This window comes from Endozoicomonas gorgoniicola (assembly GCF_025562715.2).
Taxonomy (GTDB): domain Bacteria; phylum Pseudomonadota; class Gammaproteobacteria; order Pseudomonadales; family Endozoicomonadaceae; genus Endozoicomonas_A; species Endozoicomonas_A gorgoniicola.
Genome location: NZ_JAPFCC010000001.1, coordinates 1,255,768 through 1,279,844, shown reverse-complemented (window position 1 = coordinate 1,279,844; position 24,077 = coordinate 1,255,768). Strand labels below are relative to the sequence as shown.

The window sequence follows — 24,077 nt, the reverse complement described above, 5'->3', positions numbered from 1 at the left end:
TCATAACCTTGACTTACTTTAATTCAAAGTGAGCATGCAGATTTGTACTACCTGACCATACATTTAATTTTTCATTTTTGATTATTTGAAAGGTTTTAAGCACAGCAGTAGGGCAAATAATCTGTTCAAACACACCTTTACCACTACCTATATTTTCGATTCCGACAGCTAATGTATACTCTCCTGCAGGAAGATTAACATTAAACTTAATATCTATCCTTACATAGTCGTCAGTTCTCAAGCACTTTCTTAAGTATTTTTTTTGACAAAATGTATTAGTTTCATAACATATTGTGCCTTGTCTATTTTGAATTCTTATTCCAACATGTGGATCTTTGAAGGAAGATAGCCCTTTACATCTTATTATTATTCGGCCTATATCCCCCTCAACTAATACACCATTATTACTAACCACACTAATGTCAGATATATATTTACTGTGAATTCTAGGTAGGTTGCAACTAACAGGCTTTTTTTCATCTAGAATCACATTTTTATCAGTTTTCTGATTGATCTCTAATTCATTAGAATGGTCATTAAAATATTCTTCAATGATTTCTTTGCATGTACCTTTTCTTTTAACCTTCCCATCAGATAAAAGTAACGCTTGATCACAGATAGTTGTTAACGTACTAAAATCATGAGTAACAAAAATTAACGAAGTACCCTTAGAACGGTATTCTTGAATCTTTTTCATGCACTTTTGTTGGAATAAAATATCACCTACTGATAATGCCTCATCAACAATAAGTATATCGGGTCGCCAGGCTATAGCTATAGCAAAGGCTACACGCACGTACATTCCAGTAGAATAGGTCCGTACTGGATAATCGAAATGGACTCCTACATCAGCAAATTCTTCAATTATAGCCATTGCATCATCAATTTTTCTTACTCCATGCCCCATCAAACCAGCAGCATGTCGTACATTTTCGCGACCTGTCAGGTCAGGATTGAAACCCATACCAAGTTCTAGAATTGCAGCTATTCTCCCATTGACCTTACAAACTCCCTCTGTGGGTTGAAGAGTACCGGTTATAATTTTCAGCAATGTACTTTTGCCTGCACCATTCTGCCCTACTATTCCAATTGCTTCTCCGGACTTGATATCAAAACTAATATTGTTTAAAACTCTTGACTCTACTACCGGATTAATTGGCAAACCAAACCATCTTGCAAAACGATGCCATTCAGATCTATAGCCTCGAAAAGCTTTGCCAACACCTCTAACACTTAATATTGTCACAATACATCCACCATTTCTTCACTACCACGACGAAACAATAGTAGACTCATTGCTAAGAACACTAAGGCCATTAAGCAAATAAGAAAAAAACCCTCAAGTTCAGGAGCCTTGCCATATACCAAAACATTCTGATAAGCACTGGTAAAGTGGTACATTGGATTGAAATTCAAAAGATATCTAAACTTTTCAGGTATAATATCGACTGAGTAAACAATCGGGGTAAACCAGAAACTAATTTGTAGAATAATTGGAGTACATTGGCCTATATCCCGAACAAATACATTCATAATACCTAGCAATAAACCAACACCAAGAGAAAAGGCACAGAGTACTAAGGTTAATGGCAACAACCAAAATAAAGCTTTAGTGAATTGATGACCAAGTAGAAAAAAAATCCCTGTCATTGCTAGAAACAAAAAAAAATTATTGATCAGATTGCTACCAACAACGATAGCAGGCAAAGTTATTTTTGGGAACTGTACTTTTTTCATTAGATTACCCTGCTCTATAAACAAATTCAGGCAACGGCTAATAATTTCATTAAAAAGAGCCCACGCTAGCAAACCAGCCATCAGATATATTGCATAAGCATATTTATTATCAATCCCTGGTAGCTTTGCTGCTAAAACATTTGAAAGGATTAATGCGTATATTGCCACTTGCGCCAAGGGATTTATTATCATCCATAGGCCACCTAATTTGCTACGAACAAAACGATTCACAAGTTCATTACGGATAGAACTGAGAACAAAATAGCGATATTGCCACAAGCTTCTTAAAATACCGAACATTAATTTCAACCCTTAATCAAGTTTTCAATATCAAAAACTATTTCTTGAAGATGCTTAATATTAAAAGCAGTTTCAACATTAAGTCTCAATAAAGGTTCAGTATTCGATCCACGAAGATTAAATCGCCAGTCATCATACTCAAAACTAATACCATCTGTAGTATCGAAAGATTTATGCAACGCTTTACTTTTATAAAACACCATCACTTCTGACAATTTTTCTCTAACATCTTTTACTTTGTAATTTAATTCACCACTACATGGATAAACTTGCATCCTGCTATCTAACATTTCTGATAGTGTCTTATTAGAAACACTGAGAAGCTCTGAAATCAACAACCAGGGAATCATCCCACTATCACAATAAGCAAAGTCCCTGAAATAATGATGAGCACTCATCTCCCCACCATAAACAGCATTCTCTTCCCGCATACGTTCTTTAATAAATGCATGACCCGTTTTCGACTGAATAGGAATGCCACCATTTTTTTTGACAATATCAATGGTATTCCATGTCAGCCTTGGATCATGAATAATTTTTTCACCGGGGTATTTCTTTAAAAAAGCCTCAGCAAGAAGCCCGACTATATAATAGCCTTCAATAAACTCACCCTTTTCATCAAAGAAGAAGCAACGATCAAAATCACCATCCCAGGCGATGCCCATATCAGCCTCATGCTGTTTGACGGCTAATGATGTTGCCTCGCGTTTTTCCGGAATGAGCGGGTTCGGAATACCATTAGGAAAATGACCATCGGGTTCATGGTGAACTTTGATAAACGTTATCGGAACCCCTTCTTTCTTAAACCGGGACTCAATGGCATCAATCACATGCCCAGCAGCACCATTACCGGCATTAACGACCAGTTTCAATGGCTTAATATTATTACAATTAATAAAGCCGAGTACATGCCTGACATAGTTGTCGAGTATTGAAAGCTTTGTCAAAGAGCCTGCCGCTACAGGTGTAATAAAGTCCTGATTTTCAGCAATGGTCTTTACCTCCCTTAACCCCGTCTCACCACTGAGAGGCTTGGCACCCCGACCTACAAACTTCATTCCGTTAAAATCAATAGGGTTATGACTGGCAGTGACCTCAATGCCGCCATCCACATCCAGATGAAACGCTGCAAAGTAGACTTCCTCTGTGCCTGTTGTGCCAATATCAATAACATCAGCACCCGCATCCATTAACCCTTTTGCCAAAGCCTGCTTCAGAGGCTCACTGCTTAAGCGCACGTCACTGCCAACCACTACTCTTTTGGCTTGCAAATGCTGTGCAAAAGCACGCCCAATTCGATAAGCAATATCTTCGTTTAACTCCTCCCCTAACCTGCCTCGAACATCGTATGCTTTAAAACAAGTCAGGTCAGTCATTTTGCTCTCCCATAAAGGTCATCAAACCGAACAATATCATCCTCTCCCAGATAACTGCCCGTCTGCACCTCAATTAACTGCAAAGGTATTTTTCCGGGATTTTCAAGAGCATGAACTTCGCCAATAGGGATATAAGTTGATTGATTTTCCGTCACCAGAAGTTCTTTATCACCAAGCGTCACCTTCGCTGTTCCACTGACCACAACCCAGTGCTCTGCCCTGTGGTGATGTTTCTGAACCGAAAGTTTTTCGCCTGCATTAACCGTAATGCGTTTTACCTGAAAGCGACCTTCTGAATCTATTGAGTCATAATAACCCCAGGGGCGGTATACCTTTCTATGCATCAACGCTTCAGGCCGGTTCTCTTTTTTCAGCTGTTCAACTACTTTTTTAACATCCTGAACAGCCTCTTTATGAACAATCAACAATGCGTCGTCGCTTTCTGTTATAACCAGATCCTGAACACCAACCGCTGCAATCAATTTTTTTTCTGAACGGACATAGCAGTTTTGCACATTATTTAAAATCACATCGCCCTGAATTGCATTATTAGCGTCGTCTTTTTCTTCCAGCATCCACAGGGCCGACCAGGAACCAACATCGCACCATCCTGCAGCCATTGGAACAACTACTGCGTTCCGGGTTTTTTCCATCACTGCATAGTCAATGGAGTTATCCGGGCATTCTTCAAATGCAGCCTTATCAAGACGAATAAAATCCCTGTCTTTAACCGATAACTGATAGGCATTAACACAAGCCTGATACATGGCAGGCTCAAGGGTTTGTAACTCATTCAGGTACTGCCTTGCGCTGAATAGGAACATGCCAGAATTCCAGTAGTAATCCCCAGAGGCCACATAATCCTGCGCTGTCGTTTTATCAGGCTTTTCGACAAACCTCTCAACCGGCTGCACACCACCCTTCTCTTTTGCTTTTATATACCCATAGCCGGTTTCAGGCTGGTCAGGGACAATACCAAAAGTTACCAACTTACCTTCAAGGGCCGATTGCTTTGCAAGATCGACAGCCTTCTCAAATGTCCTTAAATTTTCTATCACATGGTCGGCTGCTAAAACCAGCAACAGCGCATCTTCTTCAACGCCCTTTGCTTCTAATGCATTGAGGGCAGCGATAGCTACCGCTGGTGCAGTATTACGTGCAACAGGCTCAAGAATGATAGTCTCCAGCACAACCCCTGTATCACGACTTTGCTCGGCAACAATAAACCGGTGCTCTTCATTGGACACAACAACCGGGTCAGAGTAAATATCAGAATTACCCACCCGTTCCAGCGTGTTCTGAAGCATGGTTTTATCATTAACCAGTGCTAAAAACTGTTTGGGGTAAAGAGCCCTTGACTGCGGCCACAGGCGGCTTCCATTGCCGCCTGATAATATTATTGGTGTTATTTTCATGGCTTAAAGATTTTTATTCTTTTTGTACGATTTTTTGTAAGAGACTTAAGACTGGACGTCGTTCATTGGGAATCGATATATAACGTTTCGTATAGCACTCTATTCGTTATCTGTTAGCCACACTTACATGAGCCTTCTATTAATTTCAGAGAGCATAATAGCAGTGTTGTTTTTTTGGGCGAAAATGGATTTTCGTAGAATAAGTAAGGGCTTTATCTTTCCTGGTCAAGTTGAGTGTTGGGAGTCGCTTTGCTCGTCCCAACCTACATGGTGCGTTATTATTCTACCGCTTGGTTGAGGTACAGACTGACAGTCTGGAATGAACCAACGATCAACAAACGATCAATAGAGGAGGAGCAATCGACGATATCGGTCATTGGGGTATTATCTCCCACGCTACCGCCACAGTCCTTAACTACATCCTTCAAATCAGACATAGCCAAAGCCCGTGGCGAGTCGAACTCGCTGACATACCACTCATCGATTACAGGCGCTAATATGTTGACTACAGACTTATAATCTTTGTCTCTGTACATCGCGATCAGCGCACGGGTTTTACCAGGCACAGGGTCTTGTTCTAGTCGTTCTCTCAGTTTTCGGGCAGCTTGCGGGTTGTGGGCCACATCAAAAACTACCTCTACGGGGTCGTTATTTTTATTTTCTACGACAACCTTCGTATATCTTCCTGAGAGACGCGCTCTGGCTATCCCTTCACTTAGTTGATCATACGACACTGGATATGGCAAGAGTTTGACTGCCTGAATAACGGTTGCAGCATTATCTATAACCAGTTGAGGTACGGGTAATTTTTGGATATTTTCTTCCAGCCCTTGCCTGGTCTTGCCCTGCCAGTACCAGGTCGTTTTTTCGACAGAAATATTAAACTCTGTGCCACGCCGATAAAGCGGCGCTTCAACTGCAATAGCCTGCTCAATAATTGACTCAGGAACCGATGGGTCACCATAGATAGCAGGCACACCGGGTCGCATAATGCCTGCTTTTTCTCTGGCTATTTCCTCAATGGTGTCGCCAAGCCAGTCCTGATGATCAAGATCCACGGTGGTGATAATGGACAAGTCAGGATCAATGGCATTAGTGGCGTCCAGTCGTCCACCCAGACCCACTTCCATAATTGCAATCTCGACATCAGCCTGTTTGAAACAGTAGGCAGCTACCGCTACAGCAAATTCAAAATAGCTGAGCCAGTTATCTTTCCGATGACGGTCAATGTCACAGAACGCCTCACAAAGGCTTTGATCGGACACTTCCACTCCATTGATTCTTATTCGCTCATTGAATCGATGGATATGGGGCGAAGTGTAGGCACCCACGTTATAACCAGCACCTGTGAGAATGGATTCCAGCAATGCAACGGTAGAGCCTTTCCCGTTAGTGCCAGCGACAGTAATTACAAAGGGGGCTGGCTTTAAAAGTCTGGCGTTGTCCAGCACCTTATGGATTCTGGTTAACCCCAGCTCAATGTTGGTTTCTGGTCGTGTTGTTTCCAGCCAGTGCAGCCAGTCGTTGAGTTGTTTAAATGTTGTAGGTGACATGATTAAGTTTCAGATGGTGTGTTCAGGTTAAGAGGTTTTCGTAGCCCGTAGCCCGTAGTGGACAGCGGGCAGCGGACAGCGGACAGCGATTATTCAGGCTGTTTCAGTGCCTGAATGATAAAGGAGTAACCAACCCGCTCCTGCTCCAGACGCAGGTTATCGGCCTGCTCATTGTTTTTAAGGGCTGTAAATAGTGCAGATTCTGGCACAGTAAGATTATTCAGCTGGCCTGTAAATCGTTTGCTCTCGCTCTCCTGAACGCACAGGTGCTTATGCTGATCCAGCGTCGCCTGATCCATTAAAAGGGACTCGGTCTGAGGGAAAGACTGACGAACAGCCGAGAGAATTGAAAAACCATGGGTATCAATATCACCCCAATAGATAATTTTTTTCCCCTGCAACCACTCCACGTTCTTCAGTGACCGGACACCATAGCCCAGACCAAAAATCACCATGGCATCCTTCACTTCAGGGAAAGTCAGCCCATTAATTTTGTTTTCGGTAATATAAACGGCGGTAATATTCTGCTCTGTCGGTTCGACAAACTGCGACAGGGGTACGCTCATGTCTGTCACAGGCTTCTGGCTGTCAAGTAGCCTGAACCGTATCAGCGGCTCATCAAAGCGTAGCCCGAAACGACGCTCGAAACCATTCTCCGCCAGACCAGTGACGGAATCATCAAAGTCATCATCTTCAAGTGCCAGGATCAGCAGTTCGCTCAAAATACTTTTATGACTTTCGATAAACTTGGTATCAACCCCCTGTATATCCAGTTGTCGTATATAGCGATCTGGCTGCGGACGAATCTGGAAATACCGGCAAACCCTGATCAGGTTGTGCCAACTGTCTGCATGCTCAATGACCTTCAGAGGCTTTTCAGATAAAAACGGCATAACGTCTGGCAGCTGACGTTTAGTCATGCCCGTTATTTCGTTAAACTGCCTGAACGCGTCTTTGCAGCCAATGAACCCTAACCAGTCATCACGACTTTCAAACACAATCCGGTCGGGCAGTCGTTGCTGCCCCAGTTGTTTATGGTTAACGGTTTTGTATTCCAGCCGGTAGCCCGATCCTTTGACTGAGCTTGAATGACACTGGAGCATGGCAATCCAGTCACGTACCTTAACAAAGTCACTGGTCAGGGTTCGACCCGATGGTTTGGCAAACGGTATTTCCAGGGGAAATACCGTTTCACCTGCCAGCCACTGTCTTAAAAAGCCACCGGTCGACCAGGGTCGTGTGGCTTTTTTTTTGAGTTCCTTTTGAGTGATCATCTTAGTTCAGTGTTACAGCCTCTGAACTGCGCTGCTGTTTGGCCACCTGCTCTTTTTCCTTATGGTACTGCTCAATAGACAGGTTTCTTAATACCGAGTTACAGCCGCCCTCGTTATGAACAAAATGCACTGAGCTTACATAGTCTTCTATCACATGAATTTTTTGCAGAGGTGTCACAATCAGCAATTGAAGATTAAGCTTGCGGAACAGCTCAAGTCCATAACGTGCTGACTCATCAGAACCCCGGCCAAAGGCTTCATCAATCATTACAAACCGGAACGAGCGGGAACGGGTTTCCCCCCACTCCAGCCCGAACTGGTAAGCCAGGGCAGCAGCAAGAATGGTGTAAGCCAGCTTCTCTTTCTGACCACCGGATTTTCCCGCTGAGTCGGAATAAAACTCTTTCTCGGAGTCGTCTTCACGGTATCGCTCTGACGCATTAAACAAAAACCAGTTACGGACATCGGTAACTTTCTTTGTCCAGCGTTTATCCAGATCGGTCTGACCTTCCCTGCCATTGAACCGTTCAATAATGGTTTTTACCTGAATAAACTTGTTTTCTGCATAGGTTTCAGTGTTATCCGATGACAAGGTACCACCCAGGCAGTTGCGCAGGTCTATTTTGAACTGATTGATCTCCGCATCACGATGACTATCAGCCACCAGCCGGATATAAGTGCCGTCACTGTAATCAATCGTTGCCAGTGAACGGTTGATCGTATCAATTTTGTCACGAATGGTTTGCTGTTGCTGGTCGAGCCAGTTCTGAAACATCGCCATGTTATGAATGGTGCCTTCATTCAGCATCTGCTTGAAGCGTCCTTCATGGCGTGGCAAATCTTCACCCGCCAGCGTTCTCAGCATCTCACCGAACTCACCCGCTGATGCCATGGAAGCGTCTACTTCCCTGGTTTCATTGGGGTAAGCATTTTTATAGTCAGCCATTTTCCCGGTGATATTTGACGACAGGTTTCTTGCACTGCGCTCCTTGCTGTCAAGACGATCCTGCAGCCATTTCCGGAATGCGACCTGACTGCTGTCACAATTCTCTATAGTGATTTTCTTACCTTCCAGAGCTTCTTCTTCCAGCCCGGTCAGGGTTTTAAAGCTGCTGGTCTTGAGGTCTTCTGGCACATCACTCAGCTGCTGTTCTGACTGCTCCCTGAGAGAACGATCCTGCTTCAGTTTTTCAACAGCAGCCCCCGATTCCCTGATCAGCTTACGTTCAAGTTCTTCCCTCTCCTTAACTTGTGCCTCAGTGTTCACCAGCCGTTCACGCAGGGTTTTGAGAATATCCGAACCGGCTTCCAGTTCTTTTTTCTCCACTTCCAGGGATTGAATGCTCAAAGCCAGCGGCTGCCAGTTAATATCACCAAAGGACTGAAAATTTAATAACAGTTTCAGCTTGACCTGACTATCACCGAGCTTTTTAAGCTTTCGGGTAAATTCACTCTGCTCACGGGCAGCTACCTGAATGCCTTTTTCCAACACGCTGCGACTTGTTTCAAGCGCCAGTATCTTTTCCCGGTTACTCCAGCCCAGTACAAATCGTGACCGGTCATCAATACGATACCGGTCGTCTTTTTCGTGACGACTGCCACTGCTTTTTATCTGCCCGGTGGCCGTTATGCATCGGGACTCCTTGCGGAATTCGTCCAGGCTATCGCAGCAAATGTAATCAAATCGCTGCAGCAGTTCATACTCCAGCCAACTGTAAAAGCCACTGTCTGTTTTTATGGATACCTTTCGGCTGAGAGAACGTTTATCCACTGAAGTGTGGGGGTGCTTTGCCGGTGTACGGACACGGTAATACACCAGTCGCCCTTTAAGGTGAGTCCGGTTTACATAGTGAGCCACAGCGTCATAATGCTCTTCAGGCACCAGCAGGCTCAGTGCAAAGTTATGCAACAACCGCTCTATCGCACCCTCCCACTGCTTATCTTCTTCCCGCACCTGAAGCAGTTCACCGGCAAAGGGCAATACGTCTTCTGATAAACCAAGGGTGCTGCACAGGGTGTCGCGAATAGACAGATTTCGGCTGGGTATATTGGATTTACGCCCTTTCAGAGAGTCGATTTCACTGCTTAAAGTCTTATGCTCATCCCGCAACTGTTTTAAACCGACCGCCTGCTCCACCTGCTCATTCTGTAATTCAGCCTGCTGTTTCTCCAGACGATCCTGACTTTCTGCCGCTTCTTCACGATTCGCAAAAAAAACATTGTCGTCTTTAGGTTCCGGCATATCCAGATAGCGACACAAAGCCAGATAGTCATCGCTGCTTTTGACCAGACGATCCTTTTCCCGGCTCAACCGTTCTATTTCGGTTTTCAATTCTGACAGTCGCTGACCGCCATTCTGCTCGATGGAACGTTCTGTTTCCCGCAAGCTGGCCCGAAGGTCTTCCAGAGAAAGCAGCACTTCATTCAAGCGGCTCTCAAGCTTTTTCTGATCCTGCTCCCGGCGCTGAATCCGTTGGTCAAGCAACGTTATTTTTTTTTCGGCAAAATAACCGTAGAGCGCGTCCCGGCACTGTTTGAAGGACTGTATCGCAGCTTCCAGCTCTTCATATCGCTGGCAGTCGTCCACCATTGGCTGTAGCAGTTCAATCTGCTGCCGGGCTTTTAAAACTGCTTCATGAGCCCGGTTCAGATTATCAAACTGACGACTAAGTTCTTCTACCTTGTCCTCGACATCGGTGCTTTCCAGCATATGACTGCGGACAAAGTCCGTCAGATTACCCACAGACTTCATTGACACGGTCTGATAGAGCAAATCCATGGCCTGATCGTTCTCGATACCCATCTGACGACGGAACTCGGCCTGGTACTGTGAAAAACTGTCAAAGACTTTTACATGCTCAACCCGCTTCAGCTTTTTCTTCAGATCAGCAATATCACTGCCAAAGTTGCTGAAGTGTTGATTAATGGACAGTGGTTTACGGGCCACAATAAAAAAGCGTTCCGGGGAGTTATTATTGTCCCTGCTCCAGAACACCTGAGCCAGTGTTATAGTCTGGTCAAAGCCTTCATTAACAAACCGGGCCAACAGTACGCTGTAGCTGTTATGGTCTCGCAGGGCGACCGCTTTGGCAGACAACGTATCGTCGTCTTTTGCACTTTTAAAATAACCCCTCACATAAGACGTCATGTTACGCTCGCGGGTCTCTGCTCCTGCCGCCTTGTTGTAGGTAATTTTCTGGCTGGGTACTAACAAGGTGGTCATGGCGTCCACCAGCGTCGATTTGCCTGAGCCAATATCACCGGTTAACAGGCTGTTGTTGCCATCGGGTTTTGCAGTCCATATTTTCTTATGGAAGGTTCCCCAGTTCAGAACTTCCAGACCCTGCAGACGAAACCCTGCCCGGGACTGGTCCGATGAAAAATCAAGCGACTGATTCTGCATGATCCCGATATACCTTTAACTTTTCATTGAAGTCTGCCAACCAGTCTGCATCGACCAGTGCCTTGATGATACGGCGCACTTCCCAGGCAGGTGGGTTGGTGTTGAGCTTTTTCAGAAAACCGAATTCAGACACTTTATTAATATAAGTATCAATCTGGTCAAAGAGCCGTGCCTCATTAGCACGATCTGGCAGAAAAACCCGCATCATTTCCACAATCTGCTCACGGGTTAAAATCAGTCGAGCCTCGCCACCACCCGCATCCTGCTCTACCATTTTTTTGCGCAACAGCACACACAGCAGGCTGATCGGGAAACTCAGAGGTCGGCGTGCGATCAGCTTAGGGACAGAGCGTTCTTCATCGCTGACCTGTTTCAAATAAGCATACCCCTCCGCCTCATCAACAATCAGGTTCAGCCCCATGACCGCCACATAGTCAATCACCCTGGCATGAAGCTCTTCAAGCTGCTGCCAGACATCAGGATTAAGATCCCGGTAGACAACACCTTTCATCAGATTAACCACCACCGTACCCAGCGCCGGGTCGTCCGATGCTGAATGCTCGCTTTGCGTGTTCGTATTCACTTTTAGTTCAGCCTTCTACCTTTAACGTGTGAAAATAACAACAGGCATTACTGCTTCTTTTTGACGCCCCTGTGCATCGTGCCAGATGATCTCTTCACTGCTGTCAGAATGGACTAACGCATGGTCAGACTCTGAGGCAATGTGCAGATAGGCGACGACTTCGCTTAACCCTTTCTCCACAGGGTGCAGCTTTACCAGCTCTGCAAGGCTGATCTGCTGTCGTGACTGCAAGGCAAAACGGATACGGGCCAGCAACGCTCTTTCATCCACATAGTGCTGAGTGTATAAAGCCGTAGTATCAAAATCAGCTTCACCTTCTTCAGGCGTTTCACTGATCACAGGGCGGGTCGCAGGCCGGAACAACCCTCTTGACATGGGCATCTCCATCGCAGGCTTATTAAGTGACAGGGTCGTAAACAATTTATCCGGTGGCGGGCTTTGTCGCACTGTTACGGCACTTTGTTCAATCTCTCTGACAATCTCCATTATACGACGGTTTTCCAACCATGCCTGATCATCAAGATAGCGTCGCAACTGCTCAACCAGCTGGGCGCAGGTGCTGTTAACTTTCTCTCCGGCTTCCAGCAACCGAAAACGGATTCTGGACAGCAGCTCATCGTGTTGCAGGCTCTGAATTTCCGGCAGTGCAAGAACTTTTTCCAGTGTCGTCTGTAATTCATCCTGACTGGCACGAGACATCAGCCATGACCAGAACGCTTTAAAGCTTCGCCCCTGGTCCGATTCAGTAATGGCATCCTGCTCCGAGAAAATATCATCCAGCATTTTCCCTTTACCGCTGCTGGCTGTGGTAATACGCTCCCTTACACCACGATCCAGGTGTCTGAAATTTTCCTCTACCTGCCTGAAATCAGACAACAACTGCCTTGCGGTGTCTTCTGCCTGCAGGAACTTTTCTTTCACCCGCGTTGGATCATGAGGCACCATGTGACCACTTTTCAGACTGGCAATTTCCTGCTCCAGTTTGGCTTTTTCCCGTTCCAGCCGGTCAATGCGCTGTTGGGGATCAGTCTCGGTGTCTCTGGCCACCTCACTTAATAAACGGAATACCGTTAACAGCCGGGACTCTGTACCCACAAACTGCTTCTGCTCAAAGGTGTTAATCCACTCTATGACTTTCTCTGTCGATGGCGTCAAATCAAACAGCGGCTCATCACCCATACCGGCGGCGGGGTAGTATTTTCGCAGGTAGCCCTGCTCTCCAGATGCCCAGTCATTCAGGTAATCACGCCCTTTTCTGGGAAAGCGGTTCTCTCCGGTGGTCTCACGCAAATGGTGCAGGTAATCGTCCAGCTGAGTCGCCAGGGTTTCTGCCGCTATTGATCGCTTATTGGTGAGAATAAAGGATTGGTATAAGAAACTTATGATCAGTGGTGCGCTGTCTGCCTGCAGCAGACGCCATGAAGGGTGTGTTCGCAAACCAACAAGACGATTAAAGTCCATAGTATTAATGTCAATTTGAGGGAAAGTTACAGGTCGTTTTGAAGGTTGGTGAGAGCATAGCGTTTATGCTGCTACCAACCTGCGTAACGGATCAATTCACTGTTTCTTCTTTACTGCGGGACATCAATATCGCCCGGAGCCTCTTCATCAAAGGCACTGTCAGCCTCTGGTGCTAATGTAATGCCACTCATTTTCCGATAGAGTCGGGCAATGGTTGCGCGCATTTCACAACGCTCAACGATCATATCAATAGCGCCATGCTCCAGCAGGAACTCACTGCGCTGAAACCCCTCAGGCAGTTTTTCACGAACGGTCTGTTCAATAACACGGGGACCGGCAAAGCCAATCAGTGCAGTTGGTTCAGCAATATTCAAATCACCAAGCATCGCCAGTGAAGCCGACACCCCACCGTATACCGGGTCTGTCATCACCGAAAAGTAAGGAACACTTTTCTGACGCATGCGTTCAAGGGCAGCACTGGTTTTTGCCATCTGCATCAGGGAGAACAGAGCTTCCTGCATACGCGCCCCGCCACTGGCAGAAAAGCACACCAGGGGAATGCGCAGTTCCAGAGACAGTTCTGCAGCCCGGGCAAACTTTTCACCGACAACAGACCCCATGGAGCCACCCATAAAGGCAAACTCAAAAGCACAGGCTACAATCGGCAAACTCTCAAGCTCACCCTTGAACACAACCAGCGCATCTTTTTCACCGGTGGCCTTCTGTGCAGAATGCAAACGGTCTTTGTATTTTTTAGAGTCGCGGAATTTCAGCTTGTCGACAGGTTCAATATCTGCAAACAGCTCTTCACGGTTTTCTTTATCCAGAAAGTAATCCAGACGTTTGCGGGCAGATATGCGCATATGGTGCGAACACTTGGGGCAAACATCCAGGTTACGCTCCAGCTCAGGACGATAAAGTACGGAGTCGCACTTTACACATTTTCGCCACAACCCTTCAGGCACGTTACTGCTGCGTTTCTCACTGGAAGAACGCGACAGTGAAGGAATCAGCTTGTCGACCAACCAATTACTCATTAATGCTTCCTGTCTGTTTTTCTGAAAGTGTGGCTGCCGGTCCTGGCAGTCACACTCTCGACAGCAGGTAACACCTGCTGCTTAATGTCCACTCTGTCAGCGGTTATCCATGGCAATACGCATCTCAGACACCTGAGTACCTACACGCTGCAAACAGGTTCCACCTTCCTGGTCAAACTTCGCCAGCTCGGAAACCAACACCGTACCCACGATCACAGCATCTGCCGCCTGACTGATGGCTGCAGCCGACTCTCCGTCCCGGATACCAAAGCCAACACCCACAGGCATATCAGTAAACTGCTTAATATGCGCCACACGCTGCTGCACACTGGTAACATCCAGTCTGGCAGACCCCGTCACACCTTTCAGTGATACGTAGTAAATAAAGCCTGAAGCCACTGAACAGATTTTCTTGATTCGTTCATCCGATGTGGTCGGTGTAATCAGGTTGATCATATCAATGCCTTTTGGCCTGATCTGCGCAACCAGAGCATCAGCAAACTCTGGCGGCAGGTCAACGACCAGTACACCATCCACACCGGCTTTCGATGCGCTCTCAGCGAACACCTCATAACCCATTATTTCAATGGGGTTAAGGTAGCCCATCAGCACCACCGGGGTCTCATTATCGGTCTCCCGGAAGTGACTTACCATTGAAAAAACGTCATTCAATGTAACACCGTGTGATAATGCCCGCAGATGCGCCTTCGCAATAACCGGCCCATCGGCTACCGGGTCCGAAAACGGGAAACCCAGCTCAATCACATCGGCTCCGTTTCTCACCAGCTCATGCATCATCTCAACGGTTTTACCCGCCGGGTCACCGGCAGTGATATAAGGCACCAGGGCTTTACGGTTTTCAGCCTGCAGTCTGGCAAAACGCTGTTTGATTCTCATTATTACTGCTCCTTATCCCTGCAGACCCACATCCAGCCCGTCAATGGCCGCGACGGTATGAATGTCTTTATCACCACGACCGGACAAATTAACGATGATCACCTGATCTTTTTTCATAGTCGGTGCCAGCTTCTCAACATAAGCCAGGGCGTGCGAACTTTCCAGCGCAGGCATAATGCCTTCCATTCGGGTCAGGCCCCGGAAAGCAGCCAGTGCCTCATCATCGGTGGCATAAACATACTCAGCGCGTCCAATCTCACGCAGGTAGCTGTGTTCAGGACCGACGCCCGGATAGTCCAGACCGGCTGAGACAGAATAGCTTTCGGTAATCTGCCCGTCATCATCGCACATCAGGAAACTGCGCTGCCCCTGGAATACCCCTTTACGATCACCCGCCATACGGGCAGCGTGTTCACCAGACTCAACGCCAAGGCCTCCCGCTTCAACACCGATGATCTTGACACTCTGATCCTCGATAAACTCATAGAACAGTCCCATGGCATTAGAGCCACCGCCGACACACGCTACCAGGACATCTGGCAGCTTGCCTGTCATTTTCTGGCACTGCTGTTTAGCTTCCCGGCCAATAATACTCTGAAAATCACGCACCATTTCCGGATAAGGGTGAGGTCCGCAAACCGTTCCAAGAATATAGAAAGTTTCTTCAGGACGGGCGACCCAGTCCCTGAGCGCTTCATTAATGGCATCTTTCAAAGTCTGGGAACCGCTGGTTACCGGCACCACCGTTGCGCCCAGGAGTTTCATGCGATACACGTTCAGCGCCTGGCGCTCAACATCCTTCGCACCCATATAAACAACGCATTCCAGTCCCAGTCGGGCAGCCACCGTGGCGGTCGCCACCCCGTGCTGACCAGCACCCGTTTCGGCGATGATACGGGTTTTACCCATATGTTTCGCCAGAAGCGCCTGACCCACCGCATGGTTTATCTTGTGGGCACCGGTATGGTTCAGGTCTTCACGCTTAAGATAAATCTGTGCGCCACCCAGCTTCTCTGACCAGCGCTCAGCATGATACAAAGGCGACGGGCGACCAACAAAGTGAGCCAGATCATAGTCAAAATCTTTCTGAAATGCCGGATCCCGCCAAAGCTCCCGATACGTTGCCTCCAGCTCCTGCAAAGCACTGGTCAGGGTTTCTGCAACATAGCGACCACCGAACTGACCGAAGTGGCCACTGTCGTCCGGTTGCTGGTACGCTTCATTATCAAGAGTCTTTTGAGACTTGCTCTGATCCGACATTTTCTACCTACTATTTCTACCGGCTACTGCTTTCAGCGTTCGCCTGCTTCACACTGACCAGAAGCCTGATCATTCTCTCTCACAACAGCCCTGGCAAAGGCCCTGACAGCGTCGTGATTTTTCACTCCGGGTTTCAATTCAACGCCACTGCTGACATCGACTGCAAACGGTGAAACCTTTTTGATGGCTTCGGCAACATTGGTTGCACTCAGCCCACCGGCCAGAACGACCGGCTTTTCCAGAGAGTCGGGGATTAAAGTCCAGTCAAACGACTCCCCTGTCCCACCCGGCACCCCTTTACGATAGGCATCCAGCAATACTCCACTGGCACCGGGGTATTTCGCTACTACCTGTTTCACAGACATTTCCGGGCGCACCCGCAAAGCCTTGATATACTGCCGGTTCCAGCGCTGACACCAGCTATCCGGCTCATTCCCATGAAACTGCAACAGCGTCAGAGGCACCTGCTCCAGCACTGCCTGTATAAACTCATCCTCTGCATCAACAAACAGTCCCACAACAGATATAAACGGTGGCACACTGGCAGCGATCTCACGAGCCTGTTCTATACTGACAAACCTTGGGCTTTTTTCGTAAAACACCAGCCCAATCGCATCAGCGCCCGCATCAACAGCCGCCACTGCATCCTCAACCGAGGTAATGCCACACACCTTTATTCGGGTTTTACTAACCTTTTTTGCCAGGGATGTTTGCCTGGTTAAAGAGGTCTGCTTATTTAAGGAAGTAGTATCCAGAGACATTGCCTTACTGCGGATGGGTAAAGAAAATCGATATTAGCAGAAACCGAACTTCCTTGTCTTCCATGAGTGTCTTTCATGAAGTGAGCCTTACGGCCAGGGCAACAAAGGCGCAACAAAATGCGGATTAGGCTCACTGGCTGGCAGGCCGAATGTTTCCGGGTAGCCCACATCCACAAAGTACAAACCAAATGGTGGCGCAGTCACACCACCTTCAGTTCTGTCTCTTGCTTCCAGAACGGTCTTTGCCCAGTCAGGTTCATGCTTCCCTGAACCAATGGTCATCAGTACGCCTGCAATATTCCGAACCATGTGGTGCAGAAAGGCGTTAGCCTGAATGTCCAGCACAATCAGATGGCCATGCCGTGTAACCGTTAACCGGGAAATGGTACGAACCGGATTCTTAGCCTGACACTGAACCGCTCGATAGGAGGTAAAATCATGCTCACCAACCAGATACTGCGCTGCGACCTGCATACGTTCTGCGTCCAGGGGCCGATAATTCCAGGTCACACCTTTGGGCAGGTGAGCAGGACGAATCGGATGGTTATAAATCACGTAACGATAGCGACGCCACTGTGCTGAAAAGCGTGCATGGAACTCATCACAAACGGGCATGACCCAGTTAATCGCCACATCATCCGGCAGGTTGGTATTTGAGCCATAAGCCCAGCCACGTTCGCTGCGAACCGAATCGGAATCAAAATGAATAATCTGGTTAGAACCGTGAACACCGGCATCGGTACGGCCAGCACACACCACAGAAACAGGATGATTAGCCACTTTAGAGAGGGCAGCTTCAACAGCCGCCTGAACTGTTGGCAGGCCGCTTTTCAGGCTCTGCCAGCCATGGTAGTGGGAACCGTCGTATTGAACACTGGCTGCGAAACGGGGCATGAACACTCTACTTGAATACAAAAGCAGCGAATGTAATAACAGACGCCGCAATTTGCAAACCGGATTTACCGACAGTCAGTTCAATTGCTCAGCCCCTGAATCAGAGTCTGAGCTTCCTCTTTCTGTTCATCGTTGCCACTGTCCAGCACTTCCTGCAGAATCTCACGGGCGCCTTCCTGATCACCCATATCTATGTAAGCCCTTGCCAGGTCAAGCTTGGTGGACACTTCGTCTTCGTCAGAAAGAAAGTCAAGGTCATCGTCTTCATCCAGCGCTGCTTCGAAATCGGACATACTGTCCGAAATTGCGCTGTCGCCAGCACTTTCCTCTTTAAAGTCAGAGTCTGAATCAGAGTCTGAGTCAGGGTCAAAGCCAAGATCCAGATCATCATCTCCTTCAGCATCGGGCTCATCAACCAGATCCAGATCTTCAAGATCAAGGTCGGGCAGCTCTTCATCCCCTTCATCGTCTTCACTGAAGTCAAATTCCAGATCATCCCCAAGCTCTTCGGCTTCGGTCTCCAGCTCACTGTCAGCCTCTTCACTCAGATCAACATCGATCAGGTCATTAACAACCGCTTCTTCTCCTTCCTGAGTGAAGGCATCAGTCAGGAAGCGAGCTTTAAATACGTCGGCCTGCCGGTTAGCATCTTCATTACCCAGGGCTTCCAGCTCAGCTAATGCAGCTTTAAAACTATCCAGGTCATTGGCTTCAGCGTGAACTTCTAACAGTTTCAAACGTAAATCTGTGCGCTCAGGCTCAGCCGATATCGACTTACCCAACAGCTCAGCAGCCTGCGGAAAACGACCATAAGCAATGTAAATATCCGCTTCACTGAGGGCATCCTGAGTCTGCTGAACGGTCTCTTCAGGCTCGTCTTCAAACTCTTTATCAATCAGAGCCTCTTCGTCAATCTCCAGAGCCTCATCCAGCTGCAGTTCTTCGTCGTCGGCTAAAAGGTCCTCGCCCATGAGCGGCATTTCTTTCGAACCATCATCATCAATATCAAAATCGTCTTCATCCTGAGCCTTCTTGCGGCGGCGATACGCCAGGAATGCACCGGCCAGACCAACGGGAACCAGGGCACCCAGAATCCAGAACAGCAGGCTGTCCTCTTCCTTCGGTGGAGCCATTGGTGTCGGTTCTGAAGCAGGCTTGGGCTGGGGTCTGGCTTCAGGTTCATTACCCGAAGACTGCAGAGCCGCCATCTGGTCATCTTTCAGAGTAATCAGCCGTTTCAGGGTAGCAATCTGCTCATCCAGGTCTTTCAGGCGACTTCTCAGTTCATCGTTTTCACGACTCAGTTCATCCATTTTTTCCTGGGTTATACTGAGATCGTTCTGCAAAGCGCTGGTGTCAGCACTACTACTACCACCGCCACCCAGGTCCTTACCCATCACAGCGGCATTGTCTGAGCCTACAATAGTTAAACGACCATCAACCGCTTTTCCATCACCCGTCGAATCGGCTTTTGAACGACGACTGGCATCCAGTTGTTCGAGGCGGGCCTGCCACTCACGATTCTGTTTTGCCACTTCGGCGACAGAGTCCTGGTAACTCATGGACAATATGTCGTCCTGAGTTGGAATACGCAGCACCTGCCCTTTCTTCAGCTCATTGATGTTTTTCCGCATAAAGGCATTCGGGTTATTGCGCTGAATAGCCATCATGGTTTGCTGAACCGACAGTTCTCCCGATGGCCTGACAGCCCGGGCAATACTCCACAGATTGTCGTTTGGCTGAACCTCGTAGCTTCTTATTGTGGAACCGGTTGTCGTATCATCCTGTGTCGTCTGCCAGGTGCTGCCAGATGATCGCTCAGTGACTGGGCGGATTTCGGGTTGCAGAGCCATTTCCGGAGCAGGCAGGTAATCATCAGTCCGCCTGTTGTGAGGCTCAACATAAGGTTCGGGCTGCTGGATCGGAGGACGGGCCGCGTAGGGCTGGCTCGTTGTGGAGAAAGTCGTCGCAGGACGAACAGGCTGCGCCGGTTGCTCACTGAATGTGGGAGGATCAAGTAACAGGGTATACTCCCTGAGCAGCCTGCCACTGGGCCAGTGTACTTCCATCAGAAAATTAAGAAACGGTTCACGGACGGCATCCGCACTGGTCACATGAATATACCCGGTACCATCTTCACGAATCCTGGTTTTAAAATCGAGACTGGACAGAGAGAAAGGCCGGTCGATACCAGCCCTTTGAAAATCACTGCGGCTGGCAAGGTTTGGCAGAATTTCGTTGCGGGTGAGGTCCCTGAGTTGCAGTAGCTCTATTTGAGCATCCAGAGGCTGGTTCAGCGACGAATGCATGGTCACTTCTCCTAAACCCAGTGCATTAGCCAAACCCGAGCCCAAAGCTCCTGTCATAGCCATAGCTACTACAAGCTTCTGTAGTCTCATCATGAATCCTTGTTGTTTTTTGCCGGGAAAGCCAACAGACGAGCCTCAATCTCTTTCCCGGAACTCCACCTGCCCCTTTTACCATGCCAATATCAATGCCATTTTCATCATTGAAGGTAACGAAAACGGCATTTCATACTCATGACTGTTTACTGCAGATGTAGTTTTCGTCGGCAAACAGGACAAAAACCACAGTCTGACTTTATTGTACCCCTTTCAAACAAGGACAATAAGGGAGCTTGACCGATAACAGCTAAGTTATCATTTTAAAAAGTCTTTTAGCAATATTTCTGCCATGTCTATGGTGTTAATGGCTGTACGTCTTACCGGGTCTGCCACCAGCCACAATGCCAGTTGTCCGGCAAATGCCGTCTGATGACGGATTCGGCCCACCACAATGCTGTCATTTCCCGCAACGGTTTCAACCGTTGGATGATCATCCCCTGTCGTTAGCTCTACCCCACGGACACCAGAAAGCAGCTCTCTGACAGCGGCGGCGTCGACCTGCCTATCCAACTCCAGCTGAATCGACAGGCTGTCACCGAAAAACACAGGAACCCTGACGCAGGTTGGGTTAATCCGCACATCCTCACTGCCGAGCCCTTCAACCAGTTCATTAATAATGCACTGTTCCTGAGAAGACACACCGTTGCTGTCAAGCTCTCCCACCTGCGGCAACAGGTTAAATGCCATGCGACCACCTGAGACCGGCTTGCCGTTTAACAGCTCAATGGTCTGTTTGCGCAGTTCATTAATCCCGTCATTGCCCAGATCCGATACCGACTGGCACACCGTCACACTCACTGAGTCAATGCCCAGTGCTTCTTCCAGTGGCTTAAGGACAGGTAGCATCAGCGCCGCAGGGCTGGAGGGCACAACCACTATTTTATTCTCTCTGGCACTGTCCAGCTGGTCCTCATTGATCCCCGGCATCATTAGCGGCCCTGCCTGACTGCCCGGGCGTCCGTCAATAACCAGACAACCAGACTCTGTTGCCCTGCTGACCAGCTCATAAGACGCTTTACAGCCCGCTGGCAGAATTAGCAGGTCGGCATCGACAAAGTCAAAACCTTCCGCCTTGAGTACATCAACATCCTGCTCCTGAAAGCTTACGGCGGCATCAGGCTCAGGATTTTCAGCAATGGCATACAGGCTCCCGACCGGAAACACACGTTCATCCAGCAGTGCCAGCAGGGTTTCACCATTCAGGCTGCCTGCATCGTATACCACTACATCGAACAGTTTGTTCATGCTTTCTCTCTATTACATCTTGCTTGTCGTCGCGCAATTTATCAGAAGCGAACAGAAAAGTCGTGCCATACATATTTCGAGGTGAGCTGCACTCTTGTCATAAAGTGTCATAAAGAGCCGCTCATGGCTGTTTGGTGCCAGAAGCAGCCTTTCCTGAATTTAAACCTTTAGAATCACACAAGAATATTTAACATTCGCCGCAGAGGCTCGGCTGCCCCCCATAACAGCTGGTCGCCCACTGTAAAGGCTGACAGGTACTTGTTACCCATATTCAGCTTGCGCAAACGCCCTACCGGAATGTCCAGTTTGCCTGTCACAGCTGCAGGTGTCAGCTGTTGTATGGTCGCTTCACGGTCATTAGGTACAACCGATACCCAGTCGTTTGACTCAGCAATTATGCTCTGAATATCCGACATTGGAATATCCCGGTTCAGTTTCAGAGTCAGCGCCTGACTGTGACAACGCATGGCACCAATGCGTACACACACGCCATCTACAGGAATAATGCCACCATTGTATAAACCCAGAATTTTGTTGGTTTCCGACTGAGCCTTCCACTCTTCACGGCTCTGGCCATTGTCCAGCTGCTTATCAATATAAGGAATCAGGCTTCCCGCCAGCGGCACACCAAATTCACTCCGGGGCAGATCACCACTGCGCAGCAGGTCCGAGGTTTTTCGGTCAATATCCAGAATGGCACTGGAAGGATCAGCCAGTTCACCAGCAACATTATCGCGGATGCAGCCCATCTGGCTGATCAGCTCACGCATGTTACGCGCCCCGGCTCCACTGGCTGCCTGGTACGTCATAGCGCTGACCCAGCGCACCAGTCCTTCACGGAACAGTCCGCCCACCGCCATTAACATCAGGCTGACAGTGCAGTTGCCACCAATATAGTTTTTCACACCAGACTCCAGAGCCTTGTCAACCACATGGCGGTTAACCGGGTCCAGAACAATAACACTGTCGTCATTCATCCGCAGCGAAGACGCAGCATCAATCCAGTAGCCGTCCCAGCCACTGTCACGCAAAGGTTGAAAGACTTTACTGGTGTAGTCGCCACCCTGACAGGAAATAATAATATCCATCTCCCGCAAAGCGTCGATGGAAAAGGCGTCCTGCAATGACTGAACTGGCTTACCAATATCAGGGCCGGGCTGTCCGTGTTGTGAGGTGGTAAAAAACACCGGGTCAATGCTGGCAAAATCGTTCTCTTCCCGCATACGCTCCATCAGAACAGAGCCTACCATGCCTCGCCAGCCGACAAGTCCTACCTTTTTCATACTACCCTCCATGAATCATTATCATGAATCACTATTACCCAGTTTCATTGCAGACAGTTTACGACCGCATCACCCATTTGTGCAGTACTGACCAGACGACAGCCTTCTGACGCAATATCTCCTGTACGTAATCCCTGATCCAGCACATCGCCAACCGCCTGCTCAATGGCATCTGCAGCCGCTATTTCACCCAGAGAATAACGCAGCAGCATCGCCAGAGAGAGTATCTGCGCCAGTGGATTCGCCTTGCCCTGCCCGGCAATATCAGGCGCAGAGCCGTGTACCGGTTCATACATGCCCTGATTCTTTTCATTCAGGGAAGCCGACGGCAGCATACCAATAGAACCCGTTAACATGGCAGCACAGTCGCTGAGGATATCGCCAAACATATTGCCCGTGACTATCACGTCAAACTGTTTTGGCTCGCGCACCAGCTGCATAGCGGCGTTATCCACATACATATGGCTCAGTTCAACATCACTGTAATCACCGGCCATGCCAGACACCAGCTCACGCCAGAATGCAGTCGCTTCCAGAACATTGGATTTGTCAACCGAACAGAGTCGTCCATTACGCTTCTGCGCTGCTTCAAACGCTACCTTAGCAATACGCTTGATCTCAGACTCACGATAAACGTAAGTGTTATACCCTTCCCGCTCACCGTTTTCCAGAGTACGGACACCACGAGGTTCACCAAAATAAATACCGCCGGTCAGTTCGCGGATAATCAGGATATCCAGCCCCGCCACCAGCTCGGCCTTCAGACTGGAAGCCTCTGCCAGTTGTGGAAACAGAATGGCTGGCCGCAGATTGGCGAACAGGTCCAGCCCTGAACGCAAACCCAGCAAACCTTTCTCCGGGCGCTTGGTCATAGGCAGGTCATCCCAGTCAGGGCCTCCCACGGCACCAAACAGAATGGCATCGGACTGCTTTGCCTGTTTCAGGGTTTCAGCGGGCAGAGGCGTGCCTTCCGCATCAATGGCAGCCCCCCCCACCAGGGCGTGGCTGACCTCAATATCCAGACTGAAACGTTGTTTGACGGCGTCCAGCACCTTCAATGCTTCCGTCACAATCTCCGGTCCAATACCATCACCGGGCAGACACAAAATCTGGCGACTCATTACTCTTCTCTCCTAAAAATACCCTACAGTCATTCCCGCGCAGCGTGGGAATGACGATAAGCTGGTAAATTC

The 24,077-nt window shown here is 48.2% G+C and carries 18 protein-coding genes; all 18 read right to left on the bottom strand.

Features of this window, described 5'->3' with window-relative positions:
* Window positions 1–13: 13 nt before the first annotated feature.
* The 18 genes from NX722_RS05925 to leuB all read right to left on the bottom strand — a co-directional run bounded on the left by NX722_RS05925 (window position 14) and on the right by leuB (window position 24,005).
* Window positions 14–1,246: an ABC transporter ATP-binding protein gene (locus NX722_RS05925; RefSeq protein WP_262567174.1), complete on the bottom strand. Its 1,233-nt coding sequence runs from the start codon at window positions 1,244–1,246 to the stop codon at window positions 14–16.
* Window positions 1,243–2,037 carry an ABC transporter permease gene (locus NX722_RS05920; protein WP_262567173.1) on the bottom strand — a complete coding sequence of 265 codons (795 nt, stop codon included), beginning with the start codon at window positions 2,035–2,037 and terminating at the stop codon, window positions 1,243–1,245. The genes NX722_RS05925 and NX722_RS05920 overlap by 4 nt, the downstream gene beginning before the upstream one ends.
* A 5-nt stretch (window positions 2,038–2,042) precedes the next feature.
* On the bottom strand, window positions 2,043–3,413 hold the full coding sequence (locus NX722_RS05915; protein ID WP_262567172.1) for a phosphohexomutase domain-containing protein: 1,371 nt from the start codon (window positions 3,411–3,413) through the stop codon (window positions 2,043–2,045).
* Entirely contained in the window at window positions 3,410–4,828 is a 1,419-nt protein-coding gene (locus NX722_RS05910; protein ID WP_262567171.1) for a mannose-1-phosphate guanylyltransferase/mannose-6-phosphate isomerase, read from the bottom strand. Before NX722_RS05910 ends, NX722_RS05915 begins: the two co-directional genes overlap by 4 nt.
* A gap of 278 nt (window positions 4,829–5,106) precedes the next feature.
* Entirely contained in the window at window positions 5,107–6,381 is a 1,275-nt protein-coding gene (gene folC, locus NX722_RS05905) for a bifunctional tetrahydrofolate synthase/dihydrofolate synthase (protein WP_262567169.1), read from the bottom strand.
* An 89-nt stretch (window positions 6,382–6,470) separates the two neighbouring features.
* Entirely contained in the window at window positions 6,471–7,655 is a 1,185-nt protein-coding gene (locus tag NX722_RS05900) for a DUF3322 domain-containing protein (protein WP_262567168.1), read from the bottom strand.
* A 1-nt stretch (window position 7,656) separates the two neighbouring features.
* Entirely contained in the window at window positions 7,657–11,058 is a 3,402-nt protein-coding gene (locus tag NX722_RS05895; RefSeq protein ID WP_262567167.1) for an ATP-binding protein, read from the bottom strand.
* Complete coding sequence (locus NX722_RS05890; RefSeq protein WP_262567166.1) at window positions 11,039–11,641, bottom strand: DUF4194 domain-containing protein; 603 nt, start codon at window positions 11,639–11,641, stop codon at window positions 11,039–11,041. The genes NX722_RS05895 and NX722_RS05890 overlap by 20 nt, the downstream gene beginning before the upstream one ends.
* A 21-nt stretch (window positions 11,642–11,662) precedes the next feature.
* The gene (locus NX722_RS05885) at window positions 11,663–13,102 is read right to left on the bottom strand and encodes a DUF3375 domain-containing protein (RefSeq protein ID WP_262567165.1); all 1,440 of its coding nucleotides are present in this window, start codon (window positions 13,100–13,102) and stop codon (window positions 11,663–11,665) included.
* 110 nt (window positions 13,103–13,212) lie between these two features.
* Window positions 13,213–14,139 (bottom strand): acetyl-CoA carboxylase, carboxyltransferase subunit beta, encoded by a 927-nt coding sequence (accD, locus tag NX722_RS05880; protein ID WP_262567164.1) that lies wholly within the window; start codon window positions 14,137–14,139, stop codon window positions 13,213–13,215.
* 96 nt (window positions 14,140–14,235) lie between these two features.
* Window positions 14,236–15,039 (bottom strand): tryptophan synthase subunit alpha, encoded by an 804-nt coding sequence (gene trpA / locus NX722_RS05875; RefSeq protein WP_407648058.1) that lies wholly within the window; start codon window positions 15,037–15,039, stop codon window positions 14,236–14,238.
* Window positions 15,040–15,048: 9 nt separating this feature from the next.
* Window positions 15,049–16,296, bottom strand: a complete 1,248-nt coding sequence (gene trpB / locus NX722_RS05870) for a tryptophan synthase subunit beta (RefSeq protein ID WP_262567162.1) — start codon at window positions 16,294–16,296, stop codon at window positions 15,049–15,051.
* A gap of 32 nt (window positions 16,297–16,328) precedes the next feature.
* The gene (locus NX722_RS05865) at window positions 16,329–17,057 is read right to left on the bottom strand and encodes a phosphoribosylanthranilate isomerase (protein WP_262567161.1); all 729 of its coding nucleotides are present in this window, start codon (window positions 17,055–17,057) and stop codon (window positions 16,329–16,331) included.
* Between the two features lie 87 nt (window positions 17,058–17,144).
* On the bottom strand, window positions 17,145–17,951 hold the full coding sequence (gene truA / locus NX722_RS05860) for a tRNA pseudouridine(38-40) synthase TruA (RefSeq protein WP_262567160.1): 807 nt from the start codon (window positions 17,949–17,951) through the stop codon (window positions 17,145–17,147).
* 80 nt (window positions 17,952–18,031) lie between these two features.
* The gene (locus NX722_RS05855) at window positions 18,032–20,353 is read right to left on the bottom strand and encodes a FimV/HubP family polar landmark protein (RefSeq protein WP_265442337.1); all 2,322 of its coding nucleotides are present in this window, start codon (window positions 20,351–20,353) and stop codon (window positions 18,032–18,034) included.
* Between the two features lie 258 nt (window positions 20,354–20,611).
* Window positions 20,612–21,601: an Asd/ArgC dimerization domain-containing protein gene (locus NX722_RS05850; RefSeq protein ID WP_262567158.1), complete on the bottom strand. Its 990-nt coding sequence runs from the start codon at window positions 21,599–21,601 to the stop codon at window positions 20,612–20,614.
* Window positions 21,602–21,774: 173 nt separating this feature from the next.
* On the bottom strand, window positions 21,775–22,884 hold the full coding sequence (gene asd / locus NX722_RS05845; RefSeq protein ID WP_262567156.1) for an aspartate-semialdehyde dehydrogenase: 1,110 nt from the start codon (window positions 22,882–22,884) through the stop codon (window positions 21,775–21,777).
* Between the two features lie 44 nt (window positions 22,885–22,928).
* Window positions 22,929–24,005 (bottom strand): 3-isopropylmalate dehydrogenase, encoded by a 1,077-nt coding sequence (gene leuB / locus NX722_RS05840; protein ID WP_262567155.1) that lies wholly within the window; start codon window positions 24,003–24,005, stop codon window positions 22,929–22,931.
* Between the last annotated feature and the right edge of the window lie 72 nt (window positions 24,006–24,077).